Annotated in this window: 31 protein-coding genes and 1 other RNA gene; 8 read left to right on the top strand and 24 right to left on the bottom strand. The window is 45.1% G+C overall.

All coding sequences use genetic code 11. The features are described from left to right. Positions 1-82: 82 nt before the first annotated feature. The 5 genes from AB447_RS23850 to AB447_RS23830 are packed head-to-tail and all read right to left on the bottom strand — an operon-like array spanning position 83 to position 1,885. Positions 83-481, bottom strand: a complete 399-nt coding sequence (locus AB447_RS23850) for a hypothetical protein (protein WP_048356484.1) — start codon at positions 479-481, stop codon at positions 83-85. A gap of 12 nt (positions 482-493) precedes the next feature. Continuing rightward, a complete protein-coding gene (locus AB447_RS23845) occupies positions 494-1,198 on the bottom strand; it encodes a Rha family transcriptional regulator (protein WP_048356483.1) in 705 nt (234 codons plus the stop codon). Between the two features lie 46 nt (positions 1,199-1,244). After that, complete coding sequence (locus tag AB447_RS23840) at positions 1,245-1,454, bottom strand: hypothetical protein (RefSeq protein ID WP_048356482.1); 210 nt, start codon at positions 1,452-1,454, stop codon at positions 1,245-1,247. Beyond that, a complete protein-coding gene (locus AB447_RS23835; protein WP_048356481.1) occupies positions 1,454-1,657 on the bottom strand; it encodes a helix-turn-helix transcriptional regulator in 204 nt (67 codons plus the stop codon). The genes AB447_RS23840 and AB447_RS23835 overlap by 1 nt, the downstream gene beginning before the upstream one ends. Before the next feature lie 36 nt (positions 1,658-1,693). Next, positions 1,694-1,885: a helix-turn-helix domain-containing protein gene (locus AB447_RS23830; protein WP_046129141.1), complete on the bottom strand. Its 192-nt coding sequence runs from the start codon at positions 1,883-1,885 to the stop codon at positions 1,694-1,696. A gap of 159 nt (positions 1,886-2,044) precedes the next feature. Here AB447_RS23830 and AB447_RS23825 point away from each other — a divergent pair, with 159 nt between their 5' ends. From AB447_RS23825 to AB447_RS23815, 3 genes are read left to right on the top strand one after another with little or no spacing between them, the layout of a single operon-like run. Further along, positions 2,045-2,461, top strand: coding sequence for a helix-turn-helix domain-containing protein (locus tag AB447_RS23825; protein WP_048356480.1), 417 nt, complete (start codon positions 2,045-2,047; stop codon positions 2,459-2,461). Between the two features lie 22 nt (positions 2,462-2,483). Beyond that, entirely contained in the window at positions 2,484-2,927 is a 444-nt protein-coding gene (locus tag AB447_RS23820) for an ImmA/IrrE family metallo-endopeptidase (RefSeq protein WP_048356479.1), read from the top strand. Between the two features lie 48 nt (positions 2,928-2,975). Beyond that, positions 2,976-4,040, top strand: a complete 1,065-nt coding sequence (locus AB447_RS23815) for a tyrosine-type recombinase/integrase (protein ID WP_048356478.1) — start codon at positions 2,976-2,978, stop codon at positions 4,038-4,040. 73 nt (positions 4,041-4,113) lie between these two features. On the opposite strand, the gene ssrA is transcribed toward AB447_RS23815, so the two are convergent. From ssrA to AB447_RS23785, 7 genes are all read right to left on the bottom strand, one after another. Then, positions 4,114-4,471: a transfer-messenger RNA gene (gene ssrA, locus AB447_RS25560) on the bottom strand. A gap of 115 nt (positions 4,472-4,586) precedes the next feature. Beyond that, entirely contained in the window at positions 4,587-5,060 is a 474-nt protein-coding gene (gene smpB, locus AB447_RS23810) for an SsrA-binding protein (protein WP_048356477.1), read from the bottom strand. 112 nt (positions 5,061-5,172) lie between these two features. Next, complete coding sequence (rnr, locus tag AB447_RS23805) at positions 5,173-7,476, bottom strand: ribonuclease R (protein ID WP_057957777.1); 2,304 nt, start codon at positions 7,474-7,476, stop codon at positions 5,173-5,175. A gap of 13 nt (positions 7,477-7,489) precedes the next feature. Beyond that, positions 7,490-8,236: an alpha/beta hydrolase gene (locus AB447_RS23800; RefSeq protein WP_048354929.1), complete on the bottom strand. Its 747-nt coding sequence runs from the start codon at positions 8,234-8,236 to the stop codon at positions 7,490-7,492. 117 nt (positions 8,237-8,353) lie between these two features. Then, positions 8,354-8,584, bottom strand: a complete 231-nt coding sequence (gene secG / locus AB447_RS23795; protein ID WP_048354930.1) for a preprotein translocase subunit SecG — start codon at positions 8,582-8,584, stop codon at positions 8,354-8,356. 159 nt (positions 8,585-8,743) lie between these two features. Then, on the bottom strand, positions 8,744-9,028 hold the full coding sequence (locus tag AB447_RS23790; RefSeq protein ID WP_048354936.1) for an AbrB/MazE/SpoVT family DNA-binding domain-containing protein: 285 nt from the start codon (positions 9,026-9,028) through the stop codon (positions 8,744-8,746). 29 nt (positions 9,029-9,057) lie between these two features. Further along, entirely contained in the window at positions 9,058-9,243 is a 186-nt protein-coding gene (locus tag AB447_RS23785) for a helix-turn-helix transcriptional regulator (RefSeq protein WP_096892181.1), read from the bottom strand. 200 nt (positions 9,244-9,443) lie between these two features. Between AB447_RS23785 and AB447_RS23780 the strand changes: the two genes are divergently transcribed. Together AB447_RS23780 and AB447_RS23775 are read left to right on the top strand one after the other, a co-directional pair. Continuing rightward, positions 9,444-9,848, top strand: coding sequence for a transcriptional regulator (locus AB447_RS23780; protein ID WP_048354931.1), 405 nt, complete (start codon positions 9,444-9,446; stop codon positions 9,846-9,848). Between the two features lie 155 nt (positions 9,849-10,003). Further along, the gene (locus AB447_RS23775) at positions 10,004-10,402 is read left to right on the top strand and encodes a helix-turn-helix domain-containing protein (protein WP_048354937.1); all 399 of its coding nucleotides are present in this window, start codon (positions 10,004-10,006) and stop codon (positions 10,400-10,402) included. Between the two features lie 48 nt (positions 10,403-10,450). Here the strand turns inward: AB447_RS23775 and AB447_RS23770 are convergent, their stop codons facing one another. From AB447_RS23770 to AB447_RS23755, 4 genes are read right to left on the bottom strand one after another with little or no spacing between them, the layout of a single operon-like run. Next, positions 10,451-11,128 (bottom strand): ABC transporter permease, encoded by a 678-nt coding sequence (locus AB447_RS23770; RefSeq protein WP_048354932.1) that lies wholly within the window; start codon positions 11,126-11,128, stop codon positions 10,451-10,453. A 21-nt stretch (positions 11,129-11,149) separates the two neighbouring features. Further along, positions 11,150-12,067 carry an osmoprotectant ABC transporter substrate-binding lipoprotein OpuCC gene (gene opuCC / locus AB447_RS23765; RefSeq protein WP_048354933.1) on the bottom strand — a complete coding sequence of 306 codons (918 nt, stop codon included), beginning with the start codon at positions 12,065-12,067 and terminating at the stop codon, positions 11,150-11,152. A gap of 13 nt (positions 12,068-12,080) precedes the next feature. Next, on the bottom strand, positions 12,081-12,734 hold the full coding sequence (locus AB447_RS23760) for an ABC transporter permease (protein ID WP_048354934.1): 654 nt from the start codon (positions 12,732-12,734) through the stop codon (positions 12,081-12,083). A 12-nt stretch (positions 12,735-12,746) separates the two neighbouring features. Continuing rightward, positions 12,747-13,889, bottom strand: a complete 1,143-nt coding sequence (locus AB447_RS23755; protein WP_048354935.1) for a betaine/proline/choline family ABC transporter ATP-binding protein — start codon at positions 13,887-13,889, stop codon at positions 12,747-12,749. 258 nt (positions 13,890-14,147) lie between these two features. On the opposite strand from AB447_RS23755, the gene AB447_RS23750 reads away from it, so the two are divergent. Further along, positions 14,148-14,684, top strand: coding sequence for a GbsR/MarR family transcriptional regulator (locus AB447_RS23750; protein ID WP_048406644.1), 537 nt, complete (start codon positions 14,148-14,150; stop codon positions 14,682-14,684). 33 nt (positions 14,685-14,717) lie between these two features. On the opposite strand, the gene AB447_RS23745 is transcribed toward AB447_RS23750, so the two are convergent. Then, positions 14,718-15,350 (bottom strand): NAAT family transporter, encoded by a 633-nt coding sequence (locus AB447_RS23745; RefSeq protein WP_048355542.1) that lies wholly within the window; start codon positions 15,348-15,350, stop codon positions 14,718-14,720. A gap of 148 nt (positions 15,351-15,498) precedes the next feature. Here AB447_RS23745 and AB447_RS23740 point away from each other — a divergent pair, with 148 nt between their 5' ends. Next, a complete protein-coding gene (locus AB447_RS23740) occupies positions 15,499-16,278 on the top strand; it encodes a zinc ribbon domain-containing protein (protein WP_048355543.1) in 780 nt (259 codons plus the stop codon). 52 nt (positions 16,279-16,330) lie between these two features. On the opposite strand, the gene AB447_RS23735 is transcribed toward AB447_RS23740, so the two are convergent. Together AB447_RS23735 and AB447_RS23730 are read right to left on the bottom strand one after the other, a co-directional pair. Next, positions 16,331-18,121 (bottom strand): zinc ribbon domain-containing protein, encoded by a 1,791-nt coding sequence (locus AB447_RS23735; RefSeq protein WP_048355544.1) that lies wholly within the window; start codon positions 18,119-18,121, stop codon positions 16,331-16,333. Between the two features lie 126 nt (positions 18,122-18,247). Beyond that, positions 18,248-19,198 carry an ABC transporter substrate-binding protein gene (locus tag AB447_RS23730; protein WP_082634701.1) on the bottom strand — a complete coding sequence of 317 codons (951 nt, stop codon included), beginning with the start codon at positions 19,196-19,198 and terminating at the stop codon, positions 18,248-18,250. A gap of 139 nt (positions 19,199-19,337) precedes the next feature. Here AB447_RS23730 and AB447_RS23725 point away from each other — a divergent pair, with 139 nt between their 5' ends. After that, positions 19,338-19,730 (top strand): hypothetical protein, encoded by a 393-nt coding sequence (locus AB447_RS23725; RefSeq protein ID WP_048355546.1) that lies wholly within the window; start codon positions 19,338-19,340, stop codon positions 19,728-19,730. A gap of 37 nt (positions 19,731-19,767) precedes the next feature. On the opposite strand, the gene eno is transcribed toward AB447_RS23725, so the two are convergent. From eno to gap, 5 genes are all read right to left on the bottom strand, one after another. Next, a complete protein-coding gene (gene eno / locus AB447_RS23720) occupies positions 19,768-21,060 on the bottom strand; it encodes a phosphopyruvate hydratase (protein WP_048406642.1) in 1,293 nt (430 codons plus the stop codon). A 22-nt stretch (positions 21,061-21,082) separates the two neighbouring features. Beyond that, positions 21,083-22,618, bottom strand: coding sequence for a 2,3-bisphosphoglycerate-independent phosphoglycerate mutase (gpmI, locus tag AB447_RS23715; protein ID WP_048355547.1), 1,536 nt, complete (start codon positions 22,616-22,618; stop codon positions 21,083-21,085). Continuing rightward, positions 22,611-23,372 (bottom strand): triose-phosphate isomerase, encoded by a 762-nt coding sequence (tpiA, locus tag AB447_RS23710; protein WP_057957776.1) that lies wholly within the window; start codon positions 23,370-23,372, stop codon positions 22,611-22,613. The genes gpmI and tpiA overlap by 8 nt, the downstream gene beginning before the upstream one ends. Before the next feature lie 30 nt (positions 23,373-23,402). Next, a complete protein-coding gene (locus AB447_RS23705; RefSeq protein WP_048355548.1) occupies positions 23,403-24,587 on the bottom strand; it encodes a phosphoglycerate kinase in 1,185 nt (394 codons plus the stop codon). Between the two features lie 174 nt (positions 24,588-24,761). After that, positions 24,762-25,769, bottom strand: coding sequence for a type I glyceraldehyde-3-phosphate dehydrogenase (gap, locus tag AB447_RS23700; protein WP_048406641.1), 1,008 nt, complete (start codon positions 25,767-25,769; stop codon positions 24,762-24,764). Between the last annotated feature and the right edge of the window lie 17 nt (positions 25,770-25,786).

Below are 25,786 nucleotides of genomic sequence, written 5' to 3'. Positions count from 1 at the left end.
TTTTGCGTTTTCACAAAAGCTTGATAAATCTTCATAAAACGCTCCGCCTCACTTAAAGCAAGCCATTCTTTTGTTTTGATTTTCATTTTTCTCCCCTCCTGCTTTCAAGCTCATCAATATCCGTTTGTACGCGAAGAGCCTCTTCGAGAAGCCCGATTGCCTGCGAAAGTTTTCTTCCTGGGCTGTTTTCTTCTTCGTTGTATACTAATAGTTGCAGATCAAGTACCAGCTCGCCTTTAAGCGTGAATTGAAGGATTTTATTGTTTGACCAGAATTGTTCAAAAACTACGTTGCCTTCTTCATCTATCCCAGAAACAAAACCTATATCTTCAAGCTTTTCACCTTTTAAAAAGTCGCTTGGTGTAGTTTTATCTGTCACTATAGTTCTAATTGGTGATTCGTTTTGAAAAGCTTCTAAATAAAATTCCACTTCTTCGAGTAGTTTGTCTTGCTTTTCCAACAGCTGATCTATTTTTTTCATCTTTTATTCCTCCTACACAGATTGATTTCCGTTAAAAATCGGTCTCCATCCTTCAATGAAGCTCATCGCTTCTTCAAAGTCTTTTTGCAGGATGTTCGGATAGGCGTTTACTCTGTACGCATCTTTTAGGTTCTTCCATAATGCTGCATAAACTCTTCTGGTCGTTTCATAGAATGTTTTGTCGACCTTATTTTCATTCCAGAGCTTATGCACACGTTTGTTCACTGCGTTCCTCATGGCTTGCTGCTGAGAGTAATCGAGTGTCAATTTTTTATCGAGATCATGACGAAGTTGCTTTATGTCTTCCTTCATCCCGTCAACATCATCGTTAAGCTGGATGGTTAGTTTCATGTTTGCAAGTATGCTTTCTTTTGCATTCATTGCCTTTGGTTGCTGCTGTTTCTGGATGTATTCTTTCATCCTCTTAAATTCTTGGATAAATTTGATTTTGGTTTGAACAGCTTCCTTTGTGTTATAGCCGAACACAACCAATGTGAATGCTTCTTCGGTTAGGTCGTATTTTGGGTAAGTGCGACCTCTTTCGTTGGTGTAAGTTGACTCCCCAAAATTGGGGGCTGAAAATTCTTCACCAGCTAACACCATTTGATTTTCAATATCCCTTAAAACATGGTCATGTCGTTTACCAAACATTTCAGCAATTGTTAAGCTGTCTGTGACAGCAATATTTTCCTTAACAAAAACTAATTGATTTTCCATCTATGTGACCTCCTAAAAGTTTCATTTTGTTCCCCTTCTGATTGACTCATTTATGAAAATTGATACATGACCTATGAATAACACTTTTATAAAGCTCTTCATCTGCAAGGTGCAGAGCTTTATTAATTTCAACATAACTTAAACCACTTTTTGAGCATTCCTTAATGACTGCCTTTAAAAGTTCGAGTGTTTCTTGTTTTAGCTCATTTTTGGAAATGTTTGAAGGCATTCCATCTGTTAATTGAATCCGTTTCACTATATTGACCTCCTATTGTCCCCAAAAAGATTATCAAGCGAGGTGTTAAAATAGTGCGCCAGTTTTTTGGCTTCTGATAGAGTAAATTCTCTTTTCCCCGCCTCTTTTAAGTGATAGCTTTGAGCATGAATATTAAGCACTTTTGCAAGTTCTTTTTGAGATTTTCTTTTTTCTTTACGAGTAATAAATAAAGTTGAATACATATTCACACCCTCCTTTTTAAGCGTAACGCTTAATTTTTATTTAAAAAAATCTTTCGGAGCAACTCCCAATATTTCTGCCATTTTTTCAAGATCATCTGCCTTGAGCTGTCTTTTCCCTTTTGATATTGCAGAATACCAGGCTGGAGTTTTATTGAATGATCTTGATATATGGGTTTTTGTAATACCTTTATCCTTGCGTATTTTCTCTATCTCCTTATATAAAGGCACCTGCATCATCCTTTCAATAAGCGTTACGCTTAACTGACTCTTATTATAAATTAAGCGAATCGCTTAAGTCAATATTTTTGTGTATTTTTTTATGCTTTTCGCATAAAATATTTAACGGAACGCTTAAAAGTGTTAAATTATTTATGCGAGGTGCTAACAATGAAAAAATTAGGGATTAAATTAAAAGAAGCGAGAGAGAAAAAAGGGCTTAAGCAGATTGAAGCTGCAAAAAAACTTGGTATTTCCAACGGAACTCTGTCGGGTTATGAAAGGGATTACCGAGATCCAGATACAGAAACATTAAAAAAAATGGCAGAATTATATGACGTCAGTATCGATGAATTACTTGGAAATCAAGTTAAAGACGACTTTTCCCCAAAAGAAGAAAAGGATATAGCTAAACGAATGGAGCAAATAAGAAATGATTTAATGCACAGTGATGGGCTTAGCTTTTCAGGAGAGCCGATGAGTCCAGAAGCGATTGAATCATTAATGGAGGCTATGGAGTACATTGAAAGGCAAACGAAAATAATAAATAGAAAATTCACTCCTAAAAAGTATAGAGAGAAAGAATAAAATTAGGGGCGGGGGCAATCAAATGATCAAAAAACATGTAGAAAAGATTATAGAAAAATACAAAACAAATAATCCTTTCGAATTAGCTTCAATTTTGAACATTAATGTCTTATTTTGGGATCTTCATGATGAGATAAGAGGATTTTATAAATATTCAAGAAAAAACAAATTTATTGTTATCAATGAAAATTTACCTAAACCACAACAAATTTTCACGTGCGCTCATGAATTCGGTCACTCCCAAGAACATCCTAGAGCAAACACGCCTTTTATGCGTGAAAATACCCTTTTTTCCGTTGATAAAATGGAAGTCGAAGCGAATACATATGCTGTCGAACTCTTATTACCTGATAAGAAGCTAAAGGAATATAGATATACGGGCATGACACTCCAGGATGCTGCGAAATTAAATAATGTTCCTCTGGAGGTTTGTCATTTGAAAGATTTGTCATCTTTAAACCTTTAATTTTTTACTTCGAAAACGAACGTACATTCTTATATTGGAGGTTAGACAATGCCCGTATACAAAGATGAACAAAGGAAGACATATTTTTTTGTAGTTAGAGTAAAGCAAAATGATGGTAGCACCAAACAAATTAAAAGGCGCGGATTCAAAACTAAGAAAGAGGCAAAGGAAGCCGAAGCAAAAGCACTTATCCAAACAGAAACAAACTCAAATATAACATTTAGACAAGCAGCGGAAGGCTATTTTGATTGGTACAAAGTAAGAAGAAAAAAATCATCAATACAAGTGATTAAAAATATTCTTTATAACCACTTAATTCCGGAATTTGGGGTATCAAAAATAAACCTTATAACTCCTAAAAACGTCATGGAATACCAAAACAAAATTATAAAAAAATATTCTCCCGATTTTTTAATGAAGATACATACAACACTCTCGGCTGTTTTTAATTTTTCAATAAAATTTTATGGAGTAAAGAGTAATCCCGCCAGAATAGCAGGTAATTTTGAAGTAGAACCTAATAAACGTCTTAATTACTGGGTTTTCGAAGAGTTTAAACAGTTTATATCTGTAGTTGATGATCTAATGTACAAAGCATTTTTTACAACAATGTATTTTTCAGGCGCTAGAAAAGGGGAATTGCTTGCGCTTCAATGGAATGATGTAAATTTTGAGGATAACACTATTCACATAACAAAAACCGAATATAATAGGGAAATAACCAAACCAAAATCAAAGTCATCAATTCGGTTTATTTTGATGCCAACGCATGTAATGGAGTTGTTAAAAAAACTTAAACAGGACGCCGAAAAAACAGCGCCATTAAAACCAGATTATAGGGTATTTGGTTCTTTTTATAGTAGCCTGTCAACCAGCACTATAGATAGAAGATACGAAAAATATATTAAAGCATCTGGGGTTAAAAGAATCGTTCTACATGAGTTTCGTCATTCACATGCCTCTTATCTGATTAATAAAAATTGCAACCCGTTGATAATATCACAAAGGTTAGGGCATAAGGATGTAGCCGAAACTTTAAACACTTACAGTCACCTTTACCCTTCTCAACAAAGTGAAATTGTCTCACTCATGGAAAACGATAAAATTTTTTAAAATGTTACCAAAGTGTTGCCATAAATAAAATTAAAACCCCTAATGTCTTGATAACACTGGGGTTTCAAAACATGTATGGAGACGGTGGGAGTCGAACCCACGTCCAGAAACGTCGATACTTCAGCGTCTACGAGCGTAGCCCTGCAAATTTAAATTCGCTCATCGTCGTGCCTGCGGGCGGGCCCTCAGAGAGCTAGTCTGATGAATCTCTTCCTGCGCCCTCAGACGGAGGCGCAAGCGTAGCCTACTTGGTTATGGGCTCTGTACCGGCACATAGGCGATGCGGGCAAGAGCTCGCTGCGCTAATTAGGCAGCTAAAGCTAAGTTCTGGTTATTAGATTTGCCAGTTATATTTAGGTGCGTTTTTACGAGATCGCCTCTCGGCTCGCAGCTCAAGCTCGATCCGTCCCTGTCGAATCCGTAACGTCCCCTTGTAAACAAGGTATACGGAAAAACTGGCTGCATCATTATTATAACAAGATCACGGCGAGATTGAAATGGTAATCTCTGTGATCACGTTCAAATATGATAACATACATCCAGGCTTTACATCAACCCTTTTTGCCTGTCGCGAAAAGCCCTTTCGATTTCGCGCTTCGCGTCTTTCCGCTTCAGGTCTTCCCGTTTGTCGAATTTCTTTTTCCCTTTTCCAAGACCGAGCAGCACTTTGGCAAAGCCGTTTTTCAAATACAATTTGAGCGGCACGAGCGAATACCCCTGCTCTTTCGTTAAGCCGATGAGCTTGTTGATCTGCTTGCGGTGCATCAAAAGCTTCCTCGTCCGCAGCGGATCGTGATTGTAGCGGTTTCCCTGCTCGTACGGGCTGATGTGCATATTATGCAGGAACACTTCTCCCCTCTCGATTTTGGCGAAAGAGTCCTTTAAGTTCACCTTGCCGGCGCGGATCGATTTGATCTCGGTTCCTTGCAGAACGATGCCTGTTTCGTATGTTTCCTCTATAAAATAATCGTGATTTGCTTTTTTATTTTGGGAAACGACCTTCCCTTCTCCCTTTGGCATACGGCAACCTCCTCCCGCTTGCTTCTTTCCTTCCTGAAAAGGCAGCGAATACGTATTATTCTATCAAATCGGCGTCTGTCTTACAATTCGCCGCCTTTTCCGAAGTGTGCCGCTATTTTTTCTTCTTTTTTCTTTTTTGCTTCGGCGCGTTTTGAAACCCGCGTTTTTTCTTTATTTTTTTCTTTTTCGGCCGGGTGAACCAGTCGCCTTTTTCTTCGGACGCCGGTTTTTTCTTGACGTCTGACTTCTTCTTGTCATCCGGTTTCTTCCGGCGGCGCGTCCCTTTCATGCCGACGATTTCGAAATCGATGTTTCGCTCTTCTTTATTGACATCGACGACGCGCACCGTGATTTCGTCGCCGATCCGGTAGACGTTGCCCGTTCTTTCGCCGATCATGGCGAAGTGCTGTTCGTCAAAGCGGTAAAAATCGTCGGTCATAAAGCTGACATGCACCAGCCCTTCGATTGTGTTCGGAAGTTCGACGAACATCCCGAAGTTTGTGACCGAGCTGATGACGCCGTCAAATTCTTCGCCGATCTTATCCATCATATATTCGGCTTTTTTCAGATCGTCCGTTTCCCGCTCTGCATCGACCGCATTGCGCTCCATATTGGAGGTATGCTCCGCAATGTCAGGTAGAAGGTGGGCCCACTTCTCCCGTGTCGCCTCATCCGTTTTCCCCTGAATTAAATACGTCCTGATCAGCCTGTGAACGATTAAATCGGGATAGCGGCGGATCGGTGATGTGAAATGCGTGTAAAACTCCGTCGACAGCCCGAAATGTCCGAGGCTTTGCGGGTCGTATTTGGCCTGCTTCATTGATCTGAGCATCACCGTTGAGATGACGGCTTCCTCAGGCGTGTCCCGGACATCATCCAATACCTTTTGCAGCGCTTTCGGGTGGATGTTCCCCGCTGTTCCTTTGATGACATAGCCGAACGTCGTGACAAACTCGAGAAACCTTTGCAGCTTCTCCTGATCCGGATCTTCGTGAATCCTGTAAATAAACGGCACGTTCATCCAGTGAAAATGCTCAGCGACTGTTTCATTGGCGACAAGCATGAACTCTTCAATCAGCTTTTCTGCCGTTGACCGCTCCCGCAGCACAACGTCTTTTGCCTTTCCTTCTTCATCGACGAGGACTTTCGCTTCCTTAAAGTCAAAATCGACCGCTCCGCGGGCCATCCGCTTCTCGCGCAAAACGGCGGCAAGCTCTTCCATATCTTTGAACATCGGCACAAGCGCTTCATACTTCTGCTTCAGTTCTTGATCATCATCGACCAGGATTTTGTTGACGTCTAAATACGTCATCCGCTCGGTCGTTTTGATGACGCTTTGGAAAATTTCGTGCTCGACAACCTGGCCCTGCTTGTTAATCAGCATCTCACAGGACATCGTCAGTCTGTCTACTTTCGGATTTAATGAACAGATCCCGTTTGACAGCCTGTGCGGAATCATCGGGATCACCCGGTCGACGAGGTAGACGCTCGTTCCCCGTTCATACGCCTCTTTGTCGATCGGCGAGCCTTCTGTGACATAGTGGCTGACATCGGCAATATGAACGCCGAGCTTATAGTGGCCGTTCTTCAGCTTTGTGACGGTGACCGCATCGTCCAAATCTTTCGCGTCTGCGCCATCGATCGTCACGATCGTTTGATCGCGCAAATCCCGTCTTCCTTTAAGATCGTTCTCATCGATCTTTTCCGGCGTTTCGTTCGCCTGCTCCATCGCCTCAGGGGGAAATTCTCCCGGCAGCCCGTGCTTATGAATGACGGAGAGGATGTCAATCCCCGGATCATTTTTATGGCCGAGAATTTCAACGACTTCTCCTTCCGCGCTCATCCGGCCTTCAGGATAGCTTGTCAGGCGGACGACGACTTTGTGTCCTTCGACTGCGCCGTTTTTGGCGTGTTTCGGGATGAAGATGTCATTCGTAATTTTTTTGTCATCCGGAATGACGAAGCCGAAGCTTTTCGTCTCAGTATAAGTTCCGACAACCGTCTCGATATTTCGTTCAACGATCCGGATCACGGTTCCTTCTTTTTTTGTTCCGCCGGTCTGCGTGCTGAGACGGACGAGGACGGTATCGCCGTTCATCGCCGTCCCCAGCTCGGACGGCGGAATGAAGACATCGTCAAAGGAAGGATCCTCGGGCAGGAGGAACGCGAAGCCCTTGGCGTGCGCGGAAATCTTCCCTTTAATTAAATTCATTTTTTCCGGCAGCCCGTATCTGTTGCTTCTCGTCCTGACAATAAGCCCTTTTTCCTCTAAAGTGACGAGGGCTTTAACAAGCTCTTTATATTCATCTGCATCCGTAATTTCGAGCATCTCCTCCAGTTCCTGAACTGTCAGAGGTTTATACGCTTCTTCCTTCATAAAGGCGAGAAGCTTATCCATAAATTCTTCTTTTTCCACTAACCAGACCTCCTTATGTCTGCCAATCCAGCGTTTCTAAAAACCTGTACACATCCTCGTGCAACGTGTCCCGCTCTTTATCCAAAGTGATAGCATGTCCTGATTCTTCATACCACTTGATTTGCTTATCATCCGTCTCGACTTCGTTGTAGATGATGTTCGCGCTGTCCGTATTAATCATATGATCATGGCGGGCCTGCACCACAAATGTCGGCGAATAAATCATATCGACATGATGTCTGACATCTGCGATCAGCTCCTGTAATGCTTTTAATGTGTTCATCGGCGTTTTTTTGAATTCTTCCATTTCCGCGTCAATTTGTTCTGCGGATTTTCCTTCGAACTTCTTATAATTCCGGGCATAATCAAGGACGCCTTGATACATTGTTTCTTCGCTTTTGATGTACATCGGCGCGCACATTGGGACAATTCCCTTCACGGGTACAGTGTAACCCAATTTCAGCGAAAAAACCCCTCCGAGAGACAGTCCGCAAGCCGCAATTTGTTCATATCCTTCCGATTTTAAATAGTCATAGCCGTCCATGACGTCTTTCCACCAATCTTCCGGACCTGTATGTACAAGCTCTTCCGGCGGCACCCCGTGTCCTTTATATTGCGGGGCGTGGCACGTATAGCCCCTTTCATTCAAATACCTTCCGAGCATGCGCACATCCGCCGTGTTTCCGGTAAACCCGTGCAAAAGAAGGACGGCTTTTTTTCCGCCTTTAAATGTAAAAGGTTGTGGTTTGACGATTTTCATGATTTACAGTCTCTCCTTTTCATATCTATTCTTCCACGTTTCAAACGGAAACAAACTTTCATCCGTTAAATAAGAAAAAAGGTCTGACTTCAACATCAGACCTCATGCTTCATTGCCTTATACAAAGTAAGCAAGCGCAATCGTTAGGAAAAAGAAAAGCACGACCAATACGACCGTAATGCGGTGAAGAATCAAATCGAGCCCTCTTGCTTTCTGCTTTCCGAAAAGCTGCTCAGCTCCCCCGGAAATTGCACCAGACAGCCCGGCGCTTTTACTGGATTGCAGCAAAACGACAATGATTAGTACGATACTGACAATCACTAATAATGCAGTTAAAAATGTGGCCATTCCCTACACCTCCAGACAAACTGGCTGACAATATTTTTATTTTACATGAAAACGAAGTGCATGTCACGAGCTGTCTGTGCGTCTTTTTTATTTTTTACGGCTCCGGTGTGTCCTAAAACAAAAAGAAGCGGAAAGATCGCCGCTTCATGATATGTAACATTATTTCTTTTTCGACAGCGCCTCCATCATGTCTTCCAAAAGCAGCTCTGCACCACGCGGGCTGAGCACGATTTTGCCGCCGGCGTACGCTCTGTTCTGCGTCGTGATTTCTCCTGTCATCAGACATGCCATGTTGGCAGCGTACTTCGTGAGAATGATGCTGTCTCCGTCGCTGTATATTTCAAGCGGGTCCTTTTCCTCAATATTCAGCACCTTGCGCATTTCAACCGGGAGGACCACCCTTCCAAGCTCGTCGATTCTCCTTACGATTCCGGTATTTTTCACTTTGTGAAATGCCTCCTTTTCTCCTTTGTTCATTGACTTTTGTCAACATCCTGATAATAAAAGAGATCTTCGAATTTCTTGTTGAAGTAATGAATCATTTTGCCGATGACAAGCTGGCCCGGCCTCCTTTCTCCATTTAAAACTCTGCTCAGTGTTGCCGGGGATACGCCGATTTCGATGGCAAGCTGATTTAAGGAAAGATTATGTTCGATCATATACTGAAGAACAAAATCTCTTTTGATATGGATCTTCTTTACCACTTTACCTCCCCCTTGCCAGATTATATATTTCTTTTTATCTATATCCACCTTATACACTTTGTTAACTTTTGTCAATACTTTTCTCATCCAGATGTTTCCTATAGTCAATATTCATACTAAAATATTTGATAATAAGAGATTGCGAGGTTTTAGCCATGACAAACTTTGGAAGTCATTTAAGACAATTAAGAGAACGGAAAAAACTAACCGTCAATCAGCTTGCCATGTATTCCGGTGTCAGCTCCGCCGGCATTTCGAGAATCGAAAACGGGAAGCGCGGTGTTCCCAAACCGGCGACGATCAGGAAGCTTGCAGACGCTCTGAAAATTCCGTATGAGGAGTTGATGGCATCAGCCGGCTATATCAGCGCCACAACGGTGCAGGAATCAAGGAGCAGCTATGATACCATCCATGATGTCGTCTCCCGGCACGGCTTGGAGAATCTGTCTCTGTTCGACAGCGAAAAATGGAAGCTCCTTTCGAAAAAGGACATTGAAAACCTTGACAAATATTTCGACTTTCTTGTTCAGGAAGCAAAAAGCCGTGACGGCAAATCCTGATCCTCTGCCATCGTTCCTCTTTTTAGCCCGTACACTTTCTTGCTGCTATTTTATCCCTTATGTTAACTTTTGTCAATATTTTTCCCATTAAACTGTTTCCTTTAGTCAACATTTGCATTAAAATGTACATATCATAAGATTGCGAGGTTATGGCGATGACGATGTTTGGAGAGCAGCTTAAAAAACTGCGGGAACAAAGGAAATTATCGGTTAATCAGCTGGCGATGTATGCCGGTGTGAGCGCTGCCGCGATCTCCAGGATCGAAAACGGACACCGCGGAGTCCCGAAACCGGCGACAATCAAAAAGCTGGCAGAAGCCTTAAAGATCCCTTATGAACAGCTGATGGACATCGCAGGCTACATGAGGGCTGGCGAAATCCGCGAAAAGCCGCCGGGCTACCGCACCATTTGCGATATCGCAGATGAACTGGACGCAGGGGAGTTGTGGCTGTTTGACGCGGAAAAGTGGGACTGCCTTTCCCGTGAGGATATTTTAAATCTTGAGCAGTATTTTCACTTTCTTGTCGCTGAAGCCAAGAAGCGAAAACCGTAAAAAGCCGAATTTCCTTTTTTAAAAGAAATTTCGGCTTTTTTAAGGTGGTTATGCGGTTCCAGGGCCTGGTGTACGTCCTTTGCTGCTTTTCACCGGGCTTAACATGCGCTCAACCCAGCCCATCAAAAGATCAGCGATCACGGCCATCAGCGCGGTCGGGATTGCACCCGCGAGAATGATCGCCGTTCCGTTCGTGGCGTTCGATCCTCTGACGATGATATCGCCGAGCCCGCCGGCGCCGACAAACGTTCCGATGGCGGTGATGCCGATCGCGATCACCAAAGCGGTTCTAAGGCCGGCCATGATCACGGACATCGCCAGGGGAAGCTCAACCATCCGCAGTACTTGCAGCTTCGTCATGCCCATCGCTTTGCCCGATTCGAGATAGGCATGTTCGATGCTGACGATTCCCGTATAGGTGTTTCTGATAATCGGCAGAAGCGAATACAGAAATAAAGACAGGATAACCGTGTTTGCCCCTAGCCCCATGACGAGCATGAGCACGGCAAGCATCGCCAGCGCCGGTATCGTCTGAATCACATTTGTAATGGCAAAAACCCAGCCGCTGATATTGCGGTACCTCGCGATCAAAATGCCTGCCGGGATGCCGACGATCGCAGCGAACAGCACGCCGTACGCCGACATTAAAAAGTGGCGGAAAAATTCCTGAAGAACGTAGCCTCCGTTTTGCGCGTAGTATGTCCAAAGCTGTTGAAGGACTTCCATCTGCTACATCACCATCCTTTTTTACTGAAAATAGTTGTGTTTCTTTAAAAATTCTTCGGCGACGACAGACGGCTCTTTCAGTTTTCCGTCGACCTCGTAATTGAGCTCCTGCATCGTCTCAGTGTCGATTTTTCCGATCAATTTATCGATGACGCCTTCAAGTTCGGGATGCTCCTTCAGCACTTTCTCCGGAACGACGGGCGAACAGTCGTACGGCGGGAAAAAACGCTTGTCATCCTTCAATATTTTCAGATCATAGGCTTTGATCCTGCCGTCCGTTGAATAAGCGAGGACGATATCCATCTTGCCGTTTTTGACGGCGTCATAGACAAGCCCGATCTGCATCGGAAACGTTGAACCGAATCCGAAGCCGTACGTTTTTTTAAATCCTTCATAACCGTCGCCTTTTCGTTTCAGCCAGGCATTGTCAACGCCGAGCTTGAGCGTGTCCGCGTCTTTTTTCAAATCAGAAATCGTTTCATAGCGTTCTTTTTCGGCCAGTTTCTTCGTGATCGTAAACGCGTACGTATTATCAAACCCGTAGGAATCAAACCATTTATAAGCAAATTTCTTTTTAAAATCCTTCTGAACGATTTTGAGCGCTTTTTCCGGGTCCTTTTCCGCTTTCCTGCCGAGCGTGCTCGTCAGGTCTGTTCCGGAATAGCGCGTTGCGGAAATATCGATATCTCCGCCGAGCATCGCCTGGTGTTGTACATAGTTTGAACCGAGGTTTTTCACCAGCACCGTATTTAAATCTGTATCATGCTCGATAAGCCGGGAGAGCATATTGGCGAGAATCTCGGATTCCGTCATGCTTTGTGCGCCGATTTTAATCGTTTTGTCAGACGCCCCGCCCAGTCCCGGGAGCGCACAGCCGCTCGCGAGAAGCGAGAACACCAGCATAACGGCGCACATCAGCCTCAATGTTTTCTTCTGCATATAAGCCAACTCCTTACGATACTTCCTTCATCCCTTTTAATCCTTCAGGCGTGACTTTGCTTTCGGTTTTCTGAAGGATATAATCGATCAGCACGGCCAATACAATGACGGGAACCGCTCCGGCGATAATATATTCAGGCTGGTACAGGTTAAGCCCGATAAAAATGTAGTCGCCGAGGCCCCCGCCGCCGATAAACGAAGCGAGCGTCGCCCACCCGATCAAGTAGACGGTCGATGTCCTGATTCCCGCCATGATTACCGGAACCGACAAAGGCAGTTCGACGAGGCGGATCTGTTCCCATGCAGTCATACCGATTCCCTTTCCAGACTCCAACAAATTTCGATTGACACCTTTTACACCGGTATACGTATTTCTAAGAATCGGTAGGACTGAATAGAAAAATAATGCGACGATCGCCGGAACCTTCCCCACGCCGAGCAGCGGAATAAAAAACGCTAAGATCGCCAAACTCGGCAATGTCTGCACGATATTGACGACGCCGATCACGACCTCCGCTCCCTTTTTCATCCTCGCCAAAAGCACGCCGAGCGGAACAGCCGCAACAATGCCGAAGAGCACCGCCAAAATGGAAATGTATAAATGCTCCCACGTTTTATAAAGCATCTCTCCGCCGTTCTGCTGCAAAAATTGAATCACCTGATACATCCTTCCGCCTCCTTAGTTATTCATGACGACGTCTTTTTCTTCTCCCCAAATAGAATCGTAGACGATATCGACGAGACTCGCCCTTGTGACAATGCCGACAAGACGTTTGTTTTCATCGAGGACAGGGACGTATTTGAAGCCTCTTTTCAAAATTTTTCGGACGGTATCTCGGATAAGCGTGTCTTTTTGCACCGAATACACGTCCTGATTGAGAACCTCGCCGACCGTTGCGGCTTTTTTGCGGTTTTGGTCAATGATTTCGACGTCGATATAGCCTTTTAACACGTTGGCTTCATCAACGACCAGCAATGAGTCGACGCGGTGCTGCCTCATGATCTGAATCGCTTCTGAAAGGGTTTTTTCGCTTGTGACGGTGACCGGTTTCGGATTCATTACCTGCTCGACGAACTCAACATCAGGCCGCGACTGAAGAAGCCGTTCCTTACCGATAAACTCCTCGACGAATTCGTTTGCCGGTTGGCGCAAAATCTCATCAGGCGTTCCGACCTGAACGATTTCACCCGCCCGCAAAATCACGATCCGATCGGCGAGCTTAATCGCTTCATCCATGTCATGGGTGACGAACACGATCGTTTTGTTCAGCGATTTCTGCAGTTTTTTAAACTCTTCCTGAAGCGAATCGCGTGTGATCGGGTCAAGCGCGCCGAAAGGTTCATCCATTAAAATCAACGGCGGCTCGGCCGCAAGCGCCCTCAGCACCCCGATTCTCTGCTGCTGTCCGCCGCTTAATTCGTGCGGGTAGCGGTCCAAATATTCCGGTCCCATATCGACGAGCTGAAGCAATTCTTCCGCCCGCTGTTTTCTTTTTTCTTCCGGCCATTTCAAAAGCTTTGGCACAAGGGCAATATTTTGCTGGATCGTCATATGAGGAAACAACCCGATTTGCTGAATGACATAGCCGATTTTCCGGCGCAGCTGGACGGGATCCTGATCCAAAATGTTTTCTCCATCGATGTAAATGCTTCCTGAAGTCGGCTCAATCAGCCGGTTGATCATTTTCATCGTCGTCGTCTTCCCGCATCCGCTGGGCCCGATAAAGACGATGAATTCACCCTTTTCTATATCAAGGTTGATATTGCTGACGGCTTTTTTGCCGCCTTTATAAACCTTGGATACATTGTCTAACTTCAGCATCAGCACACCTCCGCTTGAATATTTTTTTAAAATTGCAACATCTCATCCATTATAAAATACACTTTGTAAAATAAAAAGTTTACAATGTGTTCATATTATTTGAATAAGACATAAAAAATATATTCAGTCCTGATGAGATCGGCCATTCTTAGAATAACTGCCGTTTTCTTTCATTTACTGATGTTTTATTGTTTTCAAGAGGAAAGTCATTTATGATATATTGGCATTAAAATTGGCTGTCTGAAGGGATGATATGCTTTGGAAGAAAAAGCTTTGCAAACGGTTGAACAAGCGAAGGAGCATTTTATCGAAAAAATCGCTGAAAACATGAATACGTACGGTATATCATCAACTGTCGGCCGCGTTTTGGGAATCATCTACATGAACAGAAAGCCGCTGACGTTAAACGAACTGTCCGATGCGACGGGCATGAGCAAAACGAGAATGAGCCAGGTCGTACGCGAAATGCTCGACTTAAATATAGCGGAAAAGGTCTTTGAAAAAGGCGTCCGCAAAGACTTGTACGATGTCGAACAGGATTATTACCAGACGTTTATTTCACTGTTTACCGCCAATTGGAGCAAGGTCGTCAAAAAAAACCGGATGATCGGAAAAAAGATAAGAAAAGAGCTGTTGGATGCGCTTGAAGAGGACAGTCTTTCACCCGAAACAGAGGAGAAGATCAACGACCTGCTAGAAGAAACGAAAAAATGGCTCGATTACTGCCAATGGCTTGACAACCTGATTGATTTCCTTGAAAGCGAAGACATCTTCAAATACGTGCCCAAGCCGTAAAAAAAAAGCTGCAGACCGTGCAGCTTTTTTGCTTTATCCCGCCAAAACCGGAAACATTCCTTTCAGCCCCGTTCCGATCATGCCGACGGCGACCACCGCCAAGATCAGGCCCATCAGCCGCGTGATGACGTTCATCTCCGTCTGTCCGAGCCTTTTTGCGATAATCGTGGAATAATGAAAGGCTGCAAAGGTCAATAGCAGCACGGCAGCAATCCCGACGATCATTCCGCCGAAATGAATCAGGCTGCGGCTTCCCGCCGAAAGGCTCATCACAGTGGCGATCGTTCCCGGTCCGGAAATAATCGGAATGCTGAGAGGCGTCACGGAAATATCCTCTTTTTCTTTGCTTTCCCGATGCTCATTTTTGTGGAGCGACTGAACGTGCGATTGCTTGGCATTGAGCAGATTGTAGGCGATTCCGAAAATAAAGATGCCGCCTGCGATCCTGAGCGCATGGATGTTAATAGCAAAAAGCCGGAAGATAAATTCGCCGAAGATGAGAAACGCAATTAAAATAAGAAATGACAAAATGGCAGCCTTTCTCGCCAAAGCGGTGCGCTCCTCCGCTTGATAGCCCTCAGTCAAAGCCAAAAAGAGTGGAACATTGCCGATTGGATTTGTGACGGCAAACAATGAGACGAAAACATGGATGATAAAAGAAAACATAGGTTCTCTCCTTTCGTAAAGATATTCGATCATTACCTCGGGAAATGCTTGCTTAAACATTGATCAGGTCTATACAACCAGCATCTTTTTCATTTATAATGCAACATAGTACAAAATAACTATTTTTCAAAAAAGGAGACAATATTTGATGAGATGTACGAAATGCGGCCATCAAACAGATGGCGGAAAATTTTGCGAAAACTGCGGAGCAAGCCTTTCCGCTGAACACGACGGCGGTCAGCCGGCCGGAGAAGCAGCGCAGGCCAAGCAATACGTTGATGCGGCAAAAAAAGCCTCTTCGATGTATTTTTCTTTCTTTGTGCGCGTCATGAAGCGCCCGTATGCAGAAACGAAAAAGGCCGGAGAAGAGCATATGCTGAGCAGCATCATCACGATGGTGATCTTTGCATTGACCGTGCCGCTCATGTTTTATTTCAGCTTAAAAAGTTTTTACGCTTCTATGGGCACGTATTCCGGAATATTCGGCGGAACCGGCGTCATGCCCGGATTTTTTGACATCGTGGTAAAGCCTGCTTTTACGTTTGCTATTTATATTTTCTTATTATTTGTGTTTACATACGCAGGAGTGCGAATTCAAGGGGTTCAGGCTTCATTTAAGGAAGTGATGGGCCGCTTCGGCGCCGCCCTCATTCCTTTTACGGCTTTATTGCTTTGCGCGTTGCTGTTGTCGCTTTTGAAAACAGACTTATTTTTGTATCTAGTATTTTTCGCTTTTTGCGGTATCGCGTTTCTCATTCCGCCGGCCGTGCTGTTCAGCTACCGCGAGAAAGCGGCGGGCTCCATCGATTTCATCTACACGACGCTTCTCGTTTACTTGGCGACGTTTATCGCCGTCAGGATCATGGGAAATCTGTTTCTTGAATACGTAAGAGATATCTTGCGCTCCTTGTTAGGCTCGCTGTTTTAAATCAATCAGAAAAAAAGCCTTTTTCCGCTGAGGAAAAAAGGCTTTTTTTATATTATTCAATTGACGTCAGAAGCAGCTCCCCGTCTTCAACAACAGCGTGGTATGTCCAGTTGTAGGTTTTCAGCTGCTCTTTTCCGTTTTTGATAATGTTGATTTTTTCAAGCGTTTTTATCGTCACGTCTGAGCCGTCCTGACTCCAGCTTTTCACGCTGACATCGGCGACTTCTTCTTTTGTGCCGCTGTGATTCAGTTTCGCAACAAGCGCTTTTTGATCGGCGTATAGCTGGCTTCCTTCTTTCAAATCGTCTGCGACAAGTTCGAAATCATTGCCATTGACGGCGTTTTGCAGGTCGTATACATACCCTTCAATCGCTTGAGTCACTTTTTGATCTGTCAGTTCTCCGCCCGCCGGAACGTTTTTGGAAGTGCCTTTAGCTGAAGCCCATGCTGATGTATATTGTTTCGGATTTTCGTCTTTGATCTCTTTTTTGTTTTTGATATACACTAACGCAGAATCGCTTTTTTCGACCAGCCACTTTTTCTCGTCTTCGGCGTATACCAATGTGTATGTATAGCCGTTTTCGTTTTCCGCCAAATCCGGCGCGCTGTAATCGTCATAGTAAGCCGATTTGTGCTTTTCAATGCCGCTGACGTCCGCTTTCCACTTGCCGCCCTCGTGATACAGCCGGAACGAATCAAGGTCAAAAGCAGTGGATAGATACGTTCCTTTATAATACGTATTGCTGCTCTTCATCCCGCCGACTATCTCTTTTAAATCGCTTTTAAAAGAAGGTGCGGCAACGGTCATGCCATTGACGCTTCCATTTGCAAAAGCCTTCATCGTTTCCTTCGTATTTTGAACGACCGTGTTCATGATCATATTCATAAAACCTTGGTCAGAAGCGAGATTGACTTTGATTTCCGCGCCGTCGATCGGCGTTTTTTCGCTTTTCAGATTCCCCCACGGAAACTCCGCTTCGACCGAGGCAGACATCGAACCGTCTGTCAAAACCGGGCCGAACGACGTTCCTTGAAAAGGATTGATCTTTACTTTTTGACCGTTGATCCATAACGTTCCTTTCAGCTTGTCATAACCATCGTCAAAGACGAGCTTCGCTTTTTGCGCATCAAGGGACACATCAGCGCTTGCGTCCTCGTCCAGCGCATTGATATGTTTCGATTTTTTCAGTTCGCCGATATCGGAGTTCAGCTTTGCTTCCACATCGTACGAACCGGGGACGAACGGGCCGAATTTTTTCTCGAAGTTTTCCTTTTCCGTTGTCATTACCTTTTTATTGTTTATGTAAAGGCCGGCGCCTTTCTCGCTTGCCTTAACCGTCAAATAGACCGGCTTCACATTCAGCACATAGCGGTCATAAATCAAAAATTGTTTTCCCGCTTTTTCGATGGAAACAAGCCCGTCCCCGCTCTGATCCTTCAAAGAACTGATCAGGTCTTTTTTCTCATCGGGGTGATCGTCTAAATACGTCATCAGCGGTTTGACGTTCTGTTTCGTAATCGTCAAGTCTACGTCTGATGAATGAAGCAGTGCCGCGACCTTTTTCTCATCGTTTTGCTTCAGCGCACTTTCAAAGTCGCCGATTAATTTTTCCTTTGAAGTCAAGGCTTCTCCGGTCTTATAGCCCGCAAACAGGAGGACGCATACCGCGGCAATCCCCGCCCAAATCATCATGCTTTTCCTTGAAATTTTTCGTTTATGTACAGGATCTTGATTGACGGGTTCTTCCGCGTCTGCTTGCCTGCCATTCACAGGAGTCCCGCAATGTTTGCAAAATTGCGCTTGCCCTGCCAGCTCGCGCCCGCATGCTTTACAAAAATTCATGTCTTTCCTCCTATTACTCTGTTTCTATAATAGTTATTTTATACTATATTTATGAAAAGGAGGAGTGTTTTCATAAATAAAAAACCAAACGAATAGTCTATCATCCGTTTGGTTTGGGTTACACGATTACTTCAGAAAGTACTTTTCAATATCGTCCAGCATCAGATTCGCGGCAAGTACGCCCCCTGCCGTATTCCAGACGGCGTCATCTACTTTATGAACGCTGCCTTTTTTATAAACGCTCAAGTTTTTGAAAAGCTGATCATTGACGTAGTCTTTCTCGATCGCGCTTGCTTTGTCATCTCCAGTCTCATACGTGTAATAGAAAAGCACGTCCGCATCCATATCCGGAATTTGTTCTTTCGTCACTTTCAATTGTCCCAAATCGTTGGCTTCCTGTCCTTTTGGCCTTGCAAAACCGAGCTGGTCAAGAATCGTTCCGGCAAATGAGGATTTATGATAAATGCGGGCATCGGCATCTGTAAAGCGGACGAGTGAGACCTTTTGCTTCACCTTGTCACCGAGCTTTTTGTGAAGATCAGCAACCCGTTTATCAAAATCGGCGATGACTTGATCGCCTTTTTCTTTTTGATTCAGCGCTTCAGCCGCCAGCTTAAAGTTGCCTTTCCAATCTCCTGACAGCGTTTCGGCAAAGACGGTCGGCGCGATGGCGCTTAATTTGTCGTACACTTCTTCCTGGCGCACTTTGTTTCCAATAATTAAATCAGGCTTAAGGCTGGCGATTTTTTCGATATTCGGCTGCACTTCCGTACCGACGTTTTCAACGCCGTCCATTTTCGATTTGATATGCTTATACCACGGATCACCAAGCCATGACTGAACGGCTCCGACAGGTTTGACACCGAGGGCAAGCACGGCCTCTGTCGCTTCATTCGTTAACACGACAACCCTTTTCGGCGTTCCTTTAATGGTCGCCGTTCCCATTGCATTCTTTACCTCGTATGAGCTTTCTGCCTTTCCTGAGGCTTTATTCGAACCCGCAGATTTCTGATTCCCGCAGGCCGAAAGTATCAGGAAAAGCGCTGCAAAAAGCGCAACCCATTTTATTCGTTTCATCGGCATATGTAAGTATCCCCTTTTTCAAATGATTTTCATTATCAATTAGATTATATAATGTGTATGTGAATTGTCAATATGAAATCCTGCAGACCCTTCATCTTGATGGTAAGATAGATGGAGATTGGGGGCTTTGCAAATGTTCAAACTGGTGCTGCCGGTTTTGTACCTTTTCGGATTTGTTATGTTAAGCAGTTGGTCGGTTTCATTTGGTGAAATAATTGGAACAAATGATTTTTCAACTTTACCGCAATTTATATTAGCAATGCTATTTACACTTATGATTGGATGCTATGTTGGTCTTCCTTTGATTTATAATAAGTTCAGAAAATCAGAGCATTTACTTCTTAAAAATAAAAAAGTAATTCTGATTAGCCTGATATTGGGAGTAATGTTATCCAGCGCAGCAAATGTCCTTCATGATTTTCTCTCCTCAATGATGATAGCGATATTATCTATTATAGGCTTCATGATGATTGGTCTTACCGGATTCCTCCCCGCCTATTTGCTAAAACCATCGAACAACAAATAAAGCTTGGCCGCGTCATGCGGCCAAGCTCTTTTTATGCTTACTTGCTTAAGTTATAGAAAGACTGAATTCCGTGGTACTGCGCAGTTTCAGCCAGTTGATCTTCGATGCGAAGAAGCTGGTTGTATTTCGCAACACGGTCCGTACGGGACGGAGCACCTGTTTTGATTTGTCCTGCGTTTGTTGCAACGGCGATGTCAGCGATTGTGCTGTCTTCTGTTTCACCGGAGCGGTGAGAGATAACAGCAGTGTATCCTGCGCGTTTTGCCATTTCGATCGCGTCGAATGTTTCAGACAGCGTACCGATTTGGTTTACTTTGATCAGGATAGAGTTGCCTACGCCGTTTTTGATGCCTTCAGCAAGTTTTTTCGTGTTTGTAACGAACAGGTCGTCACCGACAAGCTGAACTTTTTTGCCAAGGCGCTCAGTAAGAAGTTTGTGGCCTTCCCAGTCGTTTTCGTCAAGGCCGTCTTCGATTGAGATGATTGGGTATTTAGAAACAAGCTGTTCATACCAGTCAACCATTTCAGCAGATGTTTTCACAACGCCTTCGCCGGACAGATGGTATTTGCCGTCTTCTTTGTTGTAGAACTCAGAAGATGCAGCGTCCATTGCAAGTTTGACTTGTTCGCCAGGTTTGAAGCCGGCTTTTTCGATCGCTTCAACGATCGTTTGAAGCGCTTCTTCGTTTGATCCAAGGTTTGGAGCAAATCCGCCTTCATCACCGACAGCAGTGTTCAGGCCTTTTGCTTTCAGGACAGCTTTTAAGCTGTGGAAAATTTGAGCTCCCATGCGAAGCGCTTCGCGGAAGTTTTCCGCGCCGACAGGCATGATCATGAATTCTTGAATGTCAACGTTGTTGTCCGCATGTTCCCCGCCGTTTACGATGTTCATCATCGGTACAGGAAGCGTTTTAGAGTTGAATCCTCCAAGGTATTGATATAGAGGAATTTGCAAGAAATCAGCAGCAGCGCGGGCAACGGCCATTGATACGCCAAGGATCGCGTTAGCGCCGAGCTTGCCTTTGTTTTCAGTTCCGTCAAGTTCGATCAACAATTTGTCGATTGCTACTTGTTCTGTAACGTCGAAGCCGAGAAGCTCCGGAGCAATGATTTCGTTTACGTTGTTAACGGCAGTTAAAACACCTTTGCCAAGGTAACGGTCTTTGTCGCCGTCGCGAAGCTCAACCGCTTCGTATTCACCTGTGGAAGCACCGCTTGGAACAAGCGCGCGTCCGAAAGCTCCTGATTCTGTGTATACTTCGACTTCAACCGTCGGATTACCGCGGGAGTCTAATACTTCGCGTGCATAAACATCAACAATGTATGGCATGTTTGTTTCTCTCCTTTGAATCTTATTTTTGAATTAATGACGTTCCTGTCATTTCTTTCGGTTTTTCGACACCGAGCAAATCTAAAAGCGTTGGTGCAAGGTCTCCGAGAATTCCGCCTTCCCTTAGTGTCACGCCTTCTTTTGTGACGATCACGGGAACCGGGTTTGTCGTATGGGCGGTGTGCGGCTTGCCTTCTTCTGTAATCAGCACGTCCGCGTTGCCGTGGTCAGCCGTGATGATCGCGTGGCCGCCTTTTGCAATAATCGCGTCAACGACTTCTCCCAGGCATTCATCGACCGCTTCGATCGCTTTGATCGTCGGCTCGACTTTACCGGAGTGTCCAACCATATCCGGGTTGGCGAAATTGAGGATGATTGCGTTGTGCTTGTCAGCCTCGATTTCTTTTACGAGCGCGTCTTTCACTTCATAGGCGCTCATTTCAGGTTTCAAGTCATATGTTGCAACTTTCGGCGAATTGATGAGAATCCGTTCTTCGCCCGGGAATTGCTCTTCGCGACCGCCGCTCATAAAGAATGTCACGTGCGGATATTTTTCGGTCTCTGCAATGCGGAGCTGTTTCAGTCCGTTTTGGGATAAAACTTCTCCTACCGTATTGTCGAGATTGACCGGCTTGAATGCCACGTATCCGTCAACCGTTTCACTGAAGTGGGTCAAGCAGACGAAATAAAGGTTTTTCGGATGCTTGTCACCGCGGTCAAAGTCGCGGAAATCGTCATTCGTGAACGTGTTGGAAATCTGGATCGCACGGTCCGGTCTGAAATTATAGAAAATCACCGCGTCGTTGTCTTTGATTGTCGCAACAGGCTCGCCGTTTTCTTTTGTGATGACGGAAGGGATGACGAATTCATCGTAAATGCCTTTTTCATAAGAATCCTTCACGACATCAAGCGGATTGTTGTATGCAGGTCCTTCGCCGTATACCATGGCGCGATACGCTTTTTCGACACGGTCCCAGCGTTTGTCGCGGTCCATTGAGTAGTAGCGGCCTGATAGCGTCGCAATTTCGCCGACGCCGATTTTTTCAATTTGTTCCTCTAGCTCATTGAGATATTTCTCGGCCGTTTGCGGACCTACGTCGCGTCCGTCAAGGAAGCCGTGAATATAGACGTTTTGAACGCCTTCTTTTTTCGCAAGCTTTAAGAGCGCGTACAAATGGTTGATGTGGCTGTGAACCCCGCCGTCAGACAGCAGTCCGAACAGGTGAAGGTTTGTGCCTTTTTCTTTGGCGTGCTTCATCGCGTTCAAAAACGTTTCGTTCCGCTCAAATTCGCCATCGCGAATCGCTACGTTGACGCGCGTGAGGCTTTGATAGACGATCCGTCCGGCGCCGATATTCAAGTGGCCGACTTCAGAGTTTCCCATTTGTCCTTCAGGAAGTCCGACCGCTTCGCCTGAAGCTGTCAGCGTCTGATGCGGATACTTGTTCCAATAGCGGTCAAAATTCGGTTTGTTCGCTTGGGCCACTGCGTTTCCGACAGTTTCGTTTCTTAGTCCAAACCCATCCAAAATGATGAGTGCGGCTAATTTGTTACTCATATTGACCTGCCTCCAATAATTGAACGAAAGACTGAGGCTCAAGGCTTGCGCCGCCTACGAGAGCGCCGTCAATATCAGACTCGGCCATGTATTCTTTAATGTTCGCAGGTTTTACGCTGCCGCCGTACTGGATGCGGATGCTGTCGGCTGCCGCTTGTCCGAATTCTGCAGCGACCGTTTTGCGGATGTGTGCGCACACCTCGTTTGCATCTTGTGCTGTTGAAGATTTGCCTGTTCCGATCGCCCAGATTGGCTCATAAGCGATAACAGAAGCAGACACCTGCTCAGTTGTCAGGCCGGCGAGCGCTTTTTTCACTTGACCTGCAACAAGGTCATTTGTTTTACCGGCTTCACGCTCTTCAAGCGTTTCACCTACGCAGATGATCGGCACGATGCCGTGTTTGAAGGCTGCGTGCGCCTTTTTGTTTACGGTCTCGTCGGTTTCGGCGAACATTTCGCGGCGCTCAGAGTGGCCGATCACGCAATATTGAACCCCGAGGTCTTTCAGAGCAACAGGGCTGATTTCTCCGGTGAAAGCGCCGCTTTCTTCAAAGTGCATGTTTTGCGCGCCGACTTTCAGGTCGGTGCCTTTTACAGCTGATGTCAGCTTTTCAAGGAACAGCGCAGGCGCACAGACAACGGCTTCTGCTTTATCTGCTGCGGGAATGGAAGATTTCACTTCTTCAACGAAGCTGACAGCTTCTGAAAGCACTTTATTCATCTTCCAGTTACCGGCTATAATTGGTTTTCTCATGTGCTCCACTCCTTATGCTGTATATTTTGCTTACTTGTCGTTCAATGCTTTGACGCCAGGAAGTTCTTTTCCTTCCATAAACTCAAGGGAAGCTCCGCCGCCTGTTGAAATGTGGCTCATTTTGTCAGCAAGACCGAACTTTTCTACAGCAGCTGCAGAGTCTCCGCCGCCGATGACAGAGTATGTATCTTTTGCCTCTGCTAAAGCTTCAGCGACAGCTTTTGTTCCTTTAGCGAACGCATCGAGTTCGAATACGCCCATCGGTCCGTTCCAAACAACAAGCTTGCTGTTTTTAATGACGTCAGCATATGTTTTTCTTGTTTCCTCCCCGATGTCAAGCGCTTCCCAGTCGCTAGGGATTTCGCTGACCGGCACGACTTTCGTGTTGGCGTCGTTTGAAAAATCGTCAGCAACAAGCACGTCTGTAGGCATGTAGAAGTTCACGCCTTTTTCTTTGGCGCGGTCCATGAAAGATTTAGCCAATTCAATTTTATCTTCTTCAAGCAGGGATTTTCCTACTTCATGGCCCAGCGCTTTGACAAACGTGTAAGCAAGACCGCCGCCGATGATCAGGTTGTCTACTTTCTCAAGAAGACTTTCGATCACGCCGATTTTGTCTTTTACTTTTGCGCCGCCGATGATCGCTGTAAACGGACGCTCAGGGTTTGACAATGCTTTGCCCAGCACTTCAAGCTCTTTTTCCATGAGGAAGCCTGCAACAGCCGGAAGGTGTTCAGCGATACCTGCTGTGGAAGCATGGGCACGGTGAGCCGCTCCGAATGCGTCATTGACATAAACATCAGCCAGGTCGGCAAATGCTTTAGACAGCTCAGGATCATTCTTTTCTTCTCCCGGATAGAAGCGGACATTTTCCAGTACGAGAATATCTCCGGCTTTCATTTCGGAAATTTGCGCTTTGACGGCGTCGCCGTAAGCTTCATCCGCTTTTTTCACTTCTTTGCCGATCAGTTCGCCGAGGCGTGCGGCTACCGGCGTTAAGCGAAGCTCTTCTGAAACCTGGCCTTTCGGACGGCCCAAGTGGCTTGCAAGAAGAACTTTCGCTCCCTGCTCTGTTAAGTATTGAATCGTCGGAAGTGCGGCGCGGATTCTCGTATCATCCGTCACTTTTCCGTCCTTCATCGGAACGTTAAAGTCAACACGGCAGAAAACAACACGGCCTTTTACATCAATGTCTTTTACTGATTTTTTGTTCATGGCTTTTAGGAGATCCTCCTTTTAATGTTTTACAAGCCTGAAAACGGAAATCCCCGGGCGGCTTAAATGGCGCCGATATGGAAAAAGGGAAAGGGAGTGTCTGTCCCCTTCCCTTGTCCGCTTTCATTATAGCGCTTCTCTCATCAAGAACCAAGTCTGATTCTGGTTTCCGGATTAAAGACCTTGTTTTGCGATGTAAGCGGCAAGGTCAACTACACGGTGAGAATATCCGCTTTCGTTGTCATACCAAGAAATAACTTTAACCATGCTGCCTTCCATAACCATTGTAGAAAGAGCATCGATTGTAGAAGAGTTTGCATTGCCGTTGTAGTCTTTAGATACAAGCGGCTCTTCGCTGTAGCCAAGAACGCCTTGAAGTTCGCCTTCTGCTGCTTCTTTAAACGCTGCGTTTACTTCTTCTGCTGTTACTTCTTTGTCAAGTTCAGCAACCAGGTCAACAAGTGATACGTTTGGTGTTGGAACACGCATTGCACCGCCGTTCAGTTTTCCTTTCAATTCAGGAAGTACAAGAGAAACGGCTTTCGCTGCACCAGTTGTTGTAGGAATGATGCTTTCAGCTGCCGCACGCGCACGACGGTAGTCTTTGTGCGGAAGGTCAAGGATTTGCTGGTCGTTAGTGTATGAGTGAACAGTTGTCATCATACCGCGTTTGATGCCGAATTTGTCGTTAAGCACTTTTGCAAACGGCGCAAGGCAGTTTGTTGTGCAAGATGCGTTAGAGATAACATGGTGGTTTGCCGCATCGTATTTATCTTCGTTAACACCCATAACGATTGTGATATCTTCTTCACTCGCAGGAGCTGAGATGATGACTTTTTTCGCGCCAGCTTCCAAATGTTTAGCCGCATCAGCGCGTTTTGTGAAGAAACCAGTTGATTCAACAACGATTTCAACACCTTGCTCTCCCCAGCTTAGTTTAGAAGGATCGCGCTCTGCTGTAACTTGGATCGTTTGACCGTTAACAACCAGGTTGTTTCCGTCAACAGATACCTCTGCGTCAAGTTTACCGTGAACTGAATCATATTGTAATAGGTGAGCAAGCATGTTAGCGTCCGTTAAATCGTTAACTGCTACAACCTCAACATCAGGATTATTTAACGCTGCACGGAATACGTTGCGTCCAATACGACCAAAACCATTAATACCGACTTTTACTGCCATGATGATTTCCTCCTTTA

The organism is Bacillus glycinifermentans (genome assembly GCF_001042475.2).
Lineage (GTDB): Bacteria > Bacillota > Bacilli > Bacillales > Bacillaceae > Bacillus > Bacillus glycinifermentans.
This window is presented reverse-complemented; position numbering and strand designations above follow the sequence as displayed.

Coding starts and splice junctions, on each gene's coding strand:
- AB447_RS23850 (WP_048356484.1), bottom strand. CDS start 481: ATGAAAAAAATAGATCAGCTGTTGGAAAAGCAAGACAAACTACTCGAA.
- AB447_RS23845 (WP_048356483.1), bottom strand. CDS start 1,198: ATGGAAAATCAATTAGTTTTTGTTAAGGAAAATATTGCTGTCACAGAC.
- AB447_RS23835 (WP_048356481.1), bottom strand. CDS start 1,657: ATGTATTCAACTTTATTTATTACTCGTAAAGAAAAAAGAAAATCTCAA.
- AB447_RS23825 (WP_048356480.1), top strand. CDS start 2,045: ATGAAAAAATTAGGGATTAAATTAAAAGAAGCGAGAGAGAAAAAAGGG.
- AB447_RS23820 (WP_048356479.1), top strand. CDS start 2,484: ATGATCAAAAAACATGTAGAAAAGATTATAGAAAAATACAAAACAAAT.
- AB447_RS23815 (WP_048356478.1), top strand. CDS start 2,976: ATGCCCGTATACAAAGATGAACAAAGGAAGACATATTTTTTTGTAGTT.
- smpB (WP_048356477.1), bottom strand. CDS start 5,060: ATGCCAAAGGGAGAAGGGAAGGTCGTTTCCCAAAATAAAAAAGCAAAT.
- AB447_RS23800 (WP_048354929.1), bottom strand. CDS start 8,236: ATGAAAATCGTCAAACCACAACCTTTTACATTTAAAGGCGGAAAAAAA.
- secG (WP_048354930.1), bottom strand. CDS start 8,584: ATGGCCACATTTTTAACTGCATTATTAGTGATTGTCAGTATCGTACTA.
- AB447_RS23785 (WP_096892181.1), bottom strand. CDS start 9,243: ATGATCGAACATAATCTTTCCTTAAATCAGCTTGCCATCGAAATCGGC.
- AB447_RS23780 (WP_048354931.1), top strand. CDS start 9,444: ATGACAAACTTTGGAAGTCATTTAAGACAATTAAGAGAACGGAAAAAA.
- AB447_RS23775 (WP_048354937.1), top strand. CDS start 10,004: ATGACGATGTTTGGAGAGCAGCTTAAAAAACTGCGGGAACAAAGGAAA.
- AB447_RS23770 (WP_048354932.1), bottom strand. CDS start 11,128: ATGGAAGTCCTTCAACAGCTTTGGACATACTACGCGCAAAACGGAGGC.
- opuCC (WP_048354933.1), bottom strand. CDS start 12,067: ATGCAGAAGAAAACATTGAGGCTGATGTGCGCCGTTATGCTGGTGTTC.
- AB447_RS23760 (WP_048354934.1), bottom strand. CDS start 12,734: ATGTATCAGGTGATTCAATTTTTGCAGCAGAACGGCGGAGAGATGCTT.
- AB447_RS23755 (WP_048354935.1), bottom strand. CDS start 13,889: ATGCTGAAGTTAGACAATGTATCCAAGGTTTATAAAGGCGGCAAAAAA.
- AB447_RS23745 (WP_048355542.1), bottom strand. CDS start 15,350: ATGTTTTCTTTTATCATCCATGTTTTCGTCTCATTGTTTGCCGTCACA.
- AB447_RS23740 (WP_048355543.1), top strand. CDS start 15,499: ATGAGATGTACGAAATGCGGCCATCAAACAGATGGCGGAAAATTTTGC.
- AB447_RS23735 (WP_048355544.1), bottom strand. CDS start 18,121: ATGAATTTTTGTAAAGCATGCGGGCGCGAGCTGGCAGGGCAAGCGCAA.
- AB447_RS23730 (WP_082634701.1), bottom strand. CDS start 19,198: ATGAAACGAATAAAATGGGTTGCGCTTTTTGCAGCGCTTTTCCTGATA.
- AB447_RS23725 (WP_048355546.1), top strand. CDS start 19,338: ATGTTCAAACTGGTGCTGCCGGTTTTGTACCTTTTCGGATTTGTTATG.
- eno (WP_048406642.1), bottom strand. CDS start 21,060: ATGCCATACATTGTTGATGTTTATGCACGCGAAGTATTAGACTCCCGC.
- gpmI (WP_048355547.1), bottom strand. CDS start 22,618: ATGAGTAACAAATTAGCCGCACTCATCATTTTGGATGGGTTTGGACTA.
- tpiA (WP_057957776.1), bottom strand. CDS start 23,372: ATGAGAAAACCAATTATAGCCGGTAACTGGAAGATGAATAAAGTGCTT.
- AB447_RS23705 (WP_048355548.1), bottom strand. CDS start 24,587: ATGAACAAAAAATCAGTAAAAGACATTGATGTAAAAGGCCGTGTTGTT.
- gap (WP_048406641.1), bottom strand. CDS start 25,769: ATGGCAGTAAAAGTCGGTATTAATGGTTTTGGTCGTATTGGACGCAAC.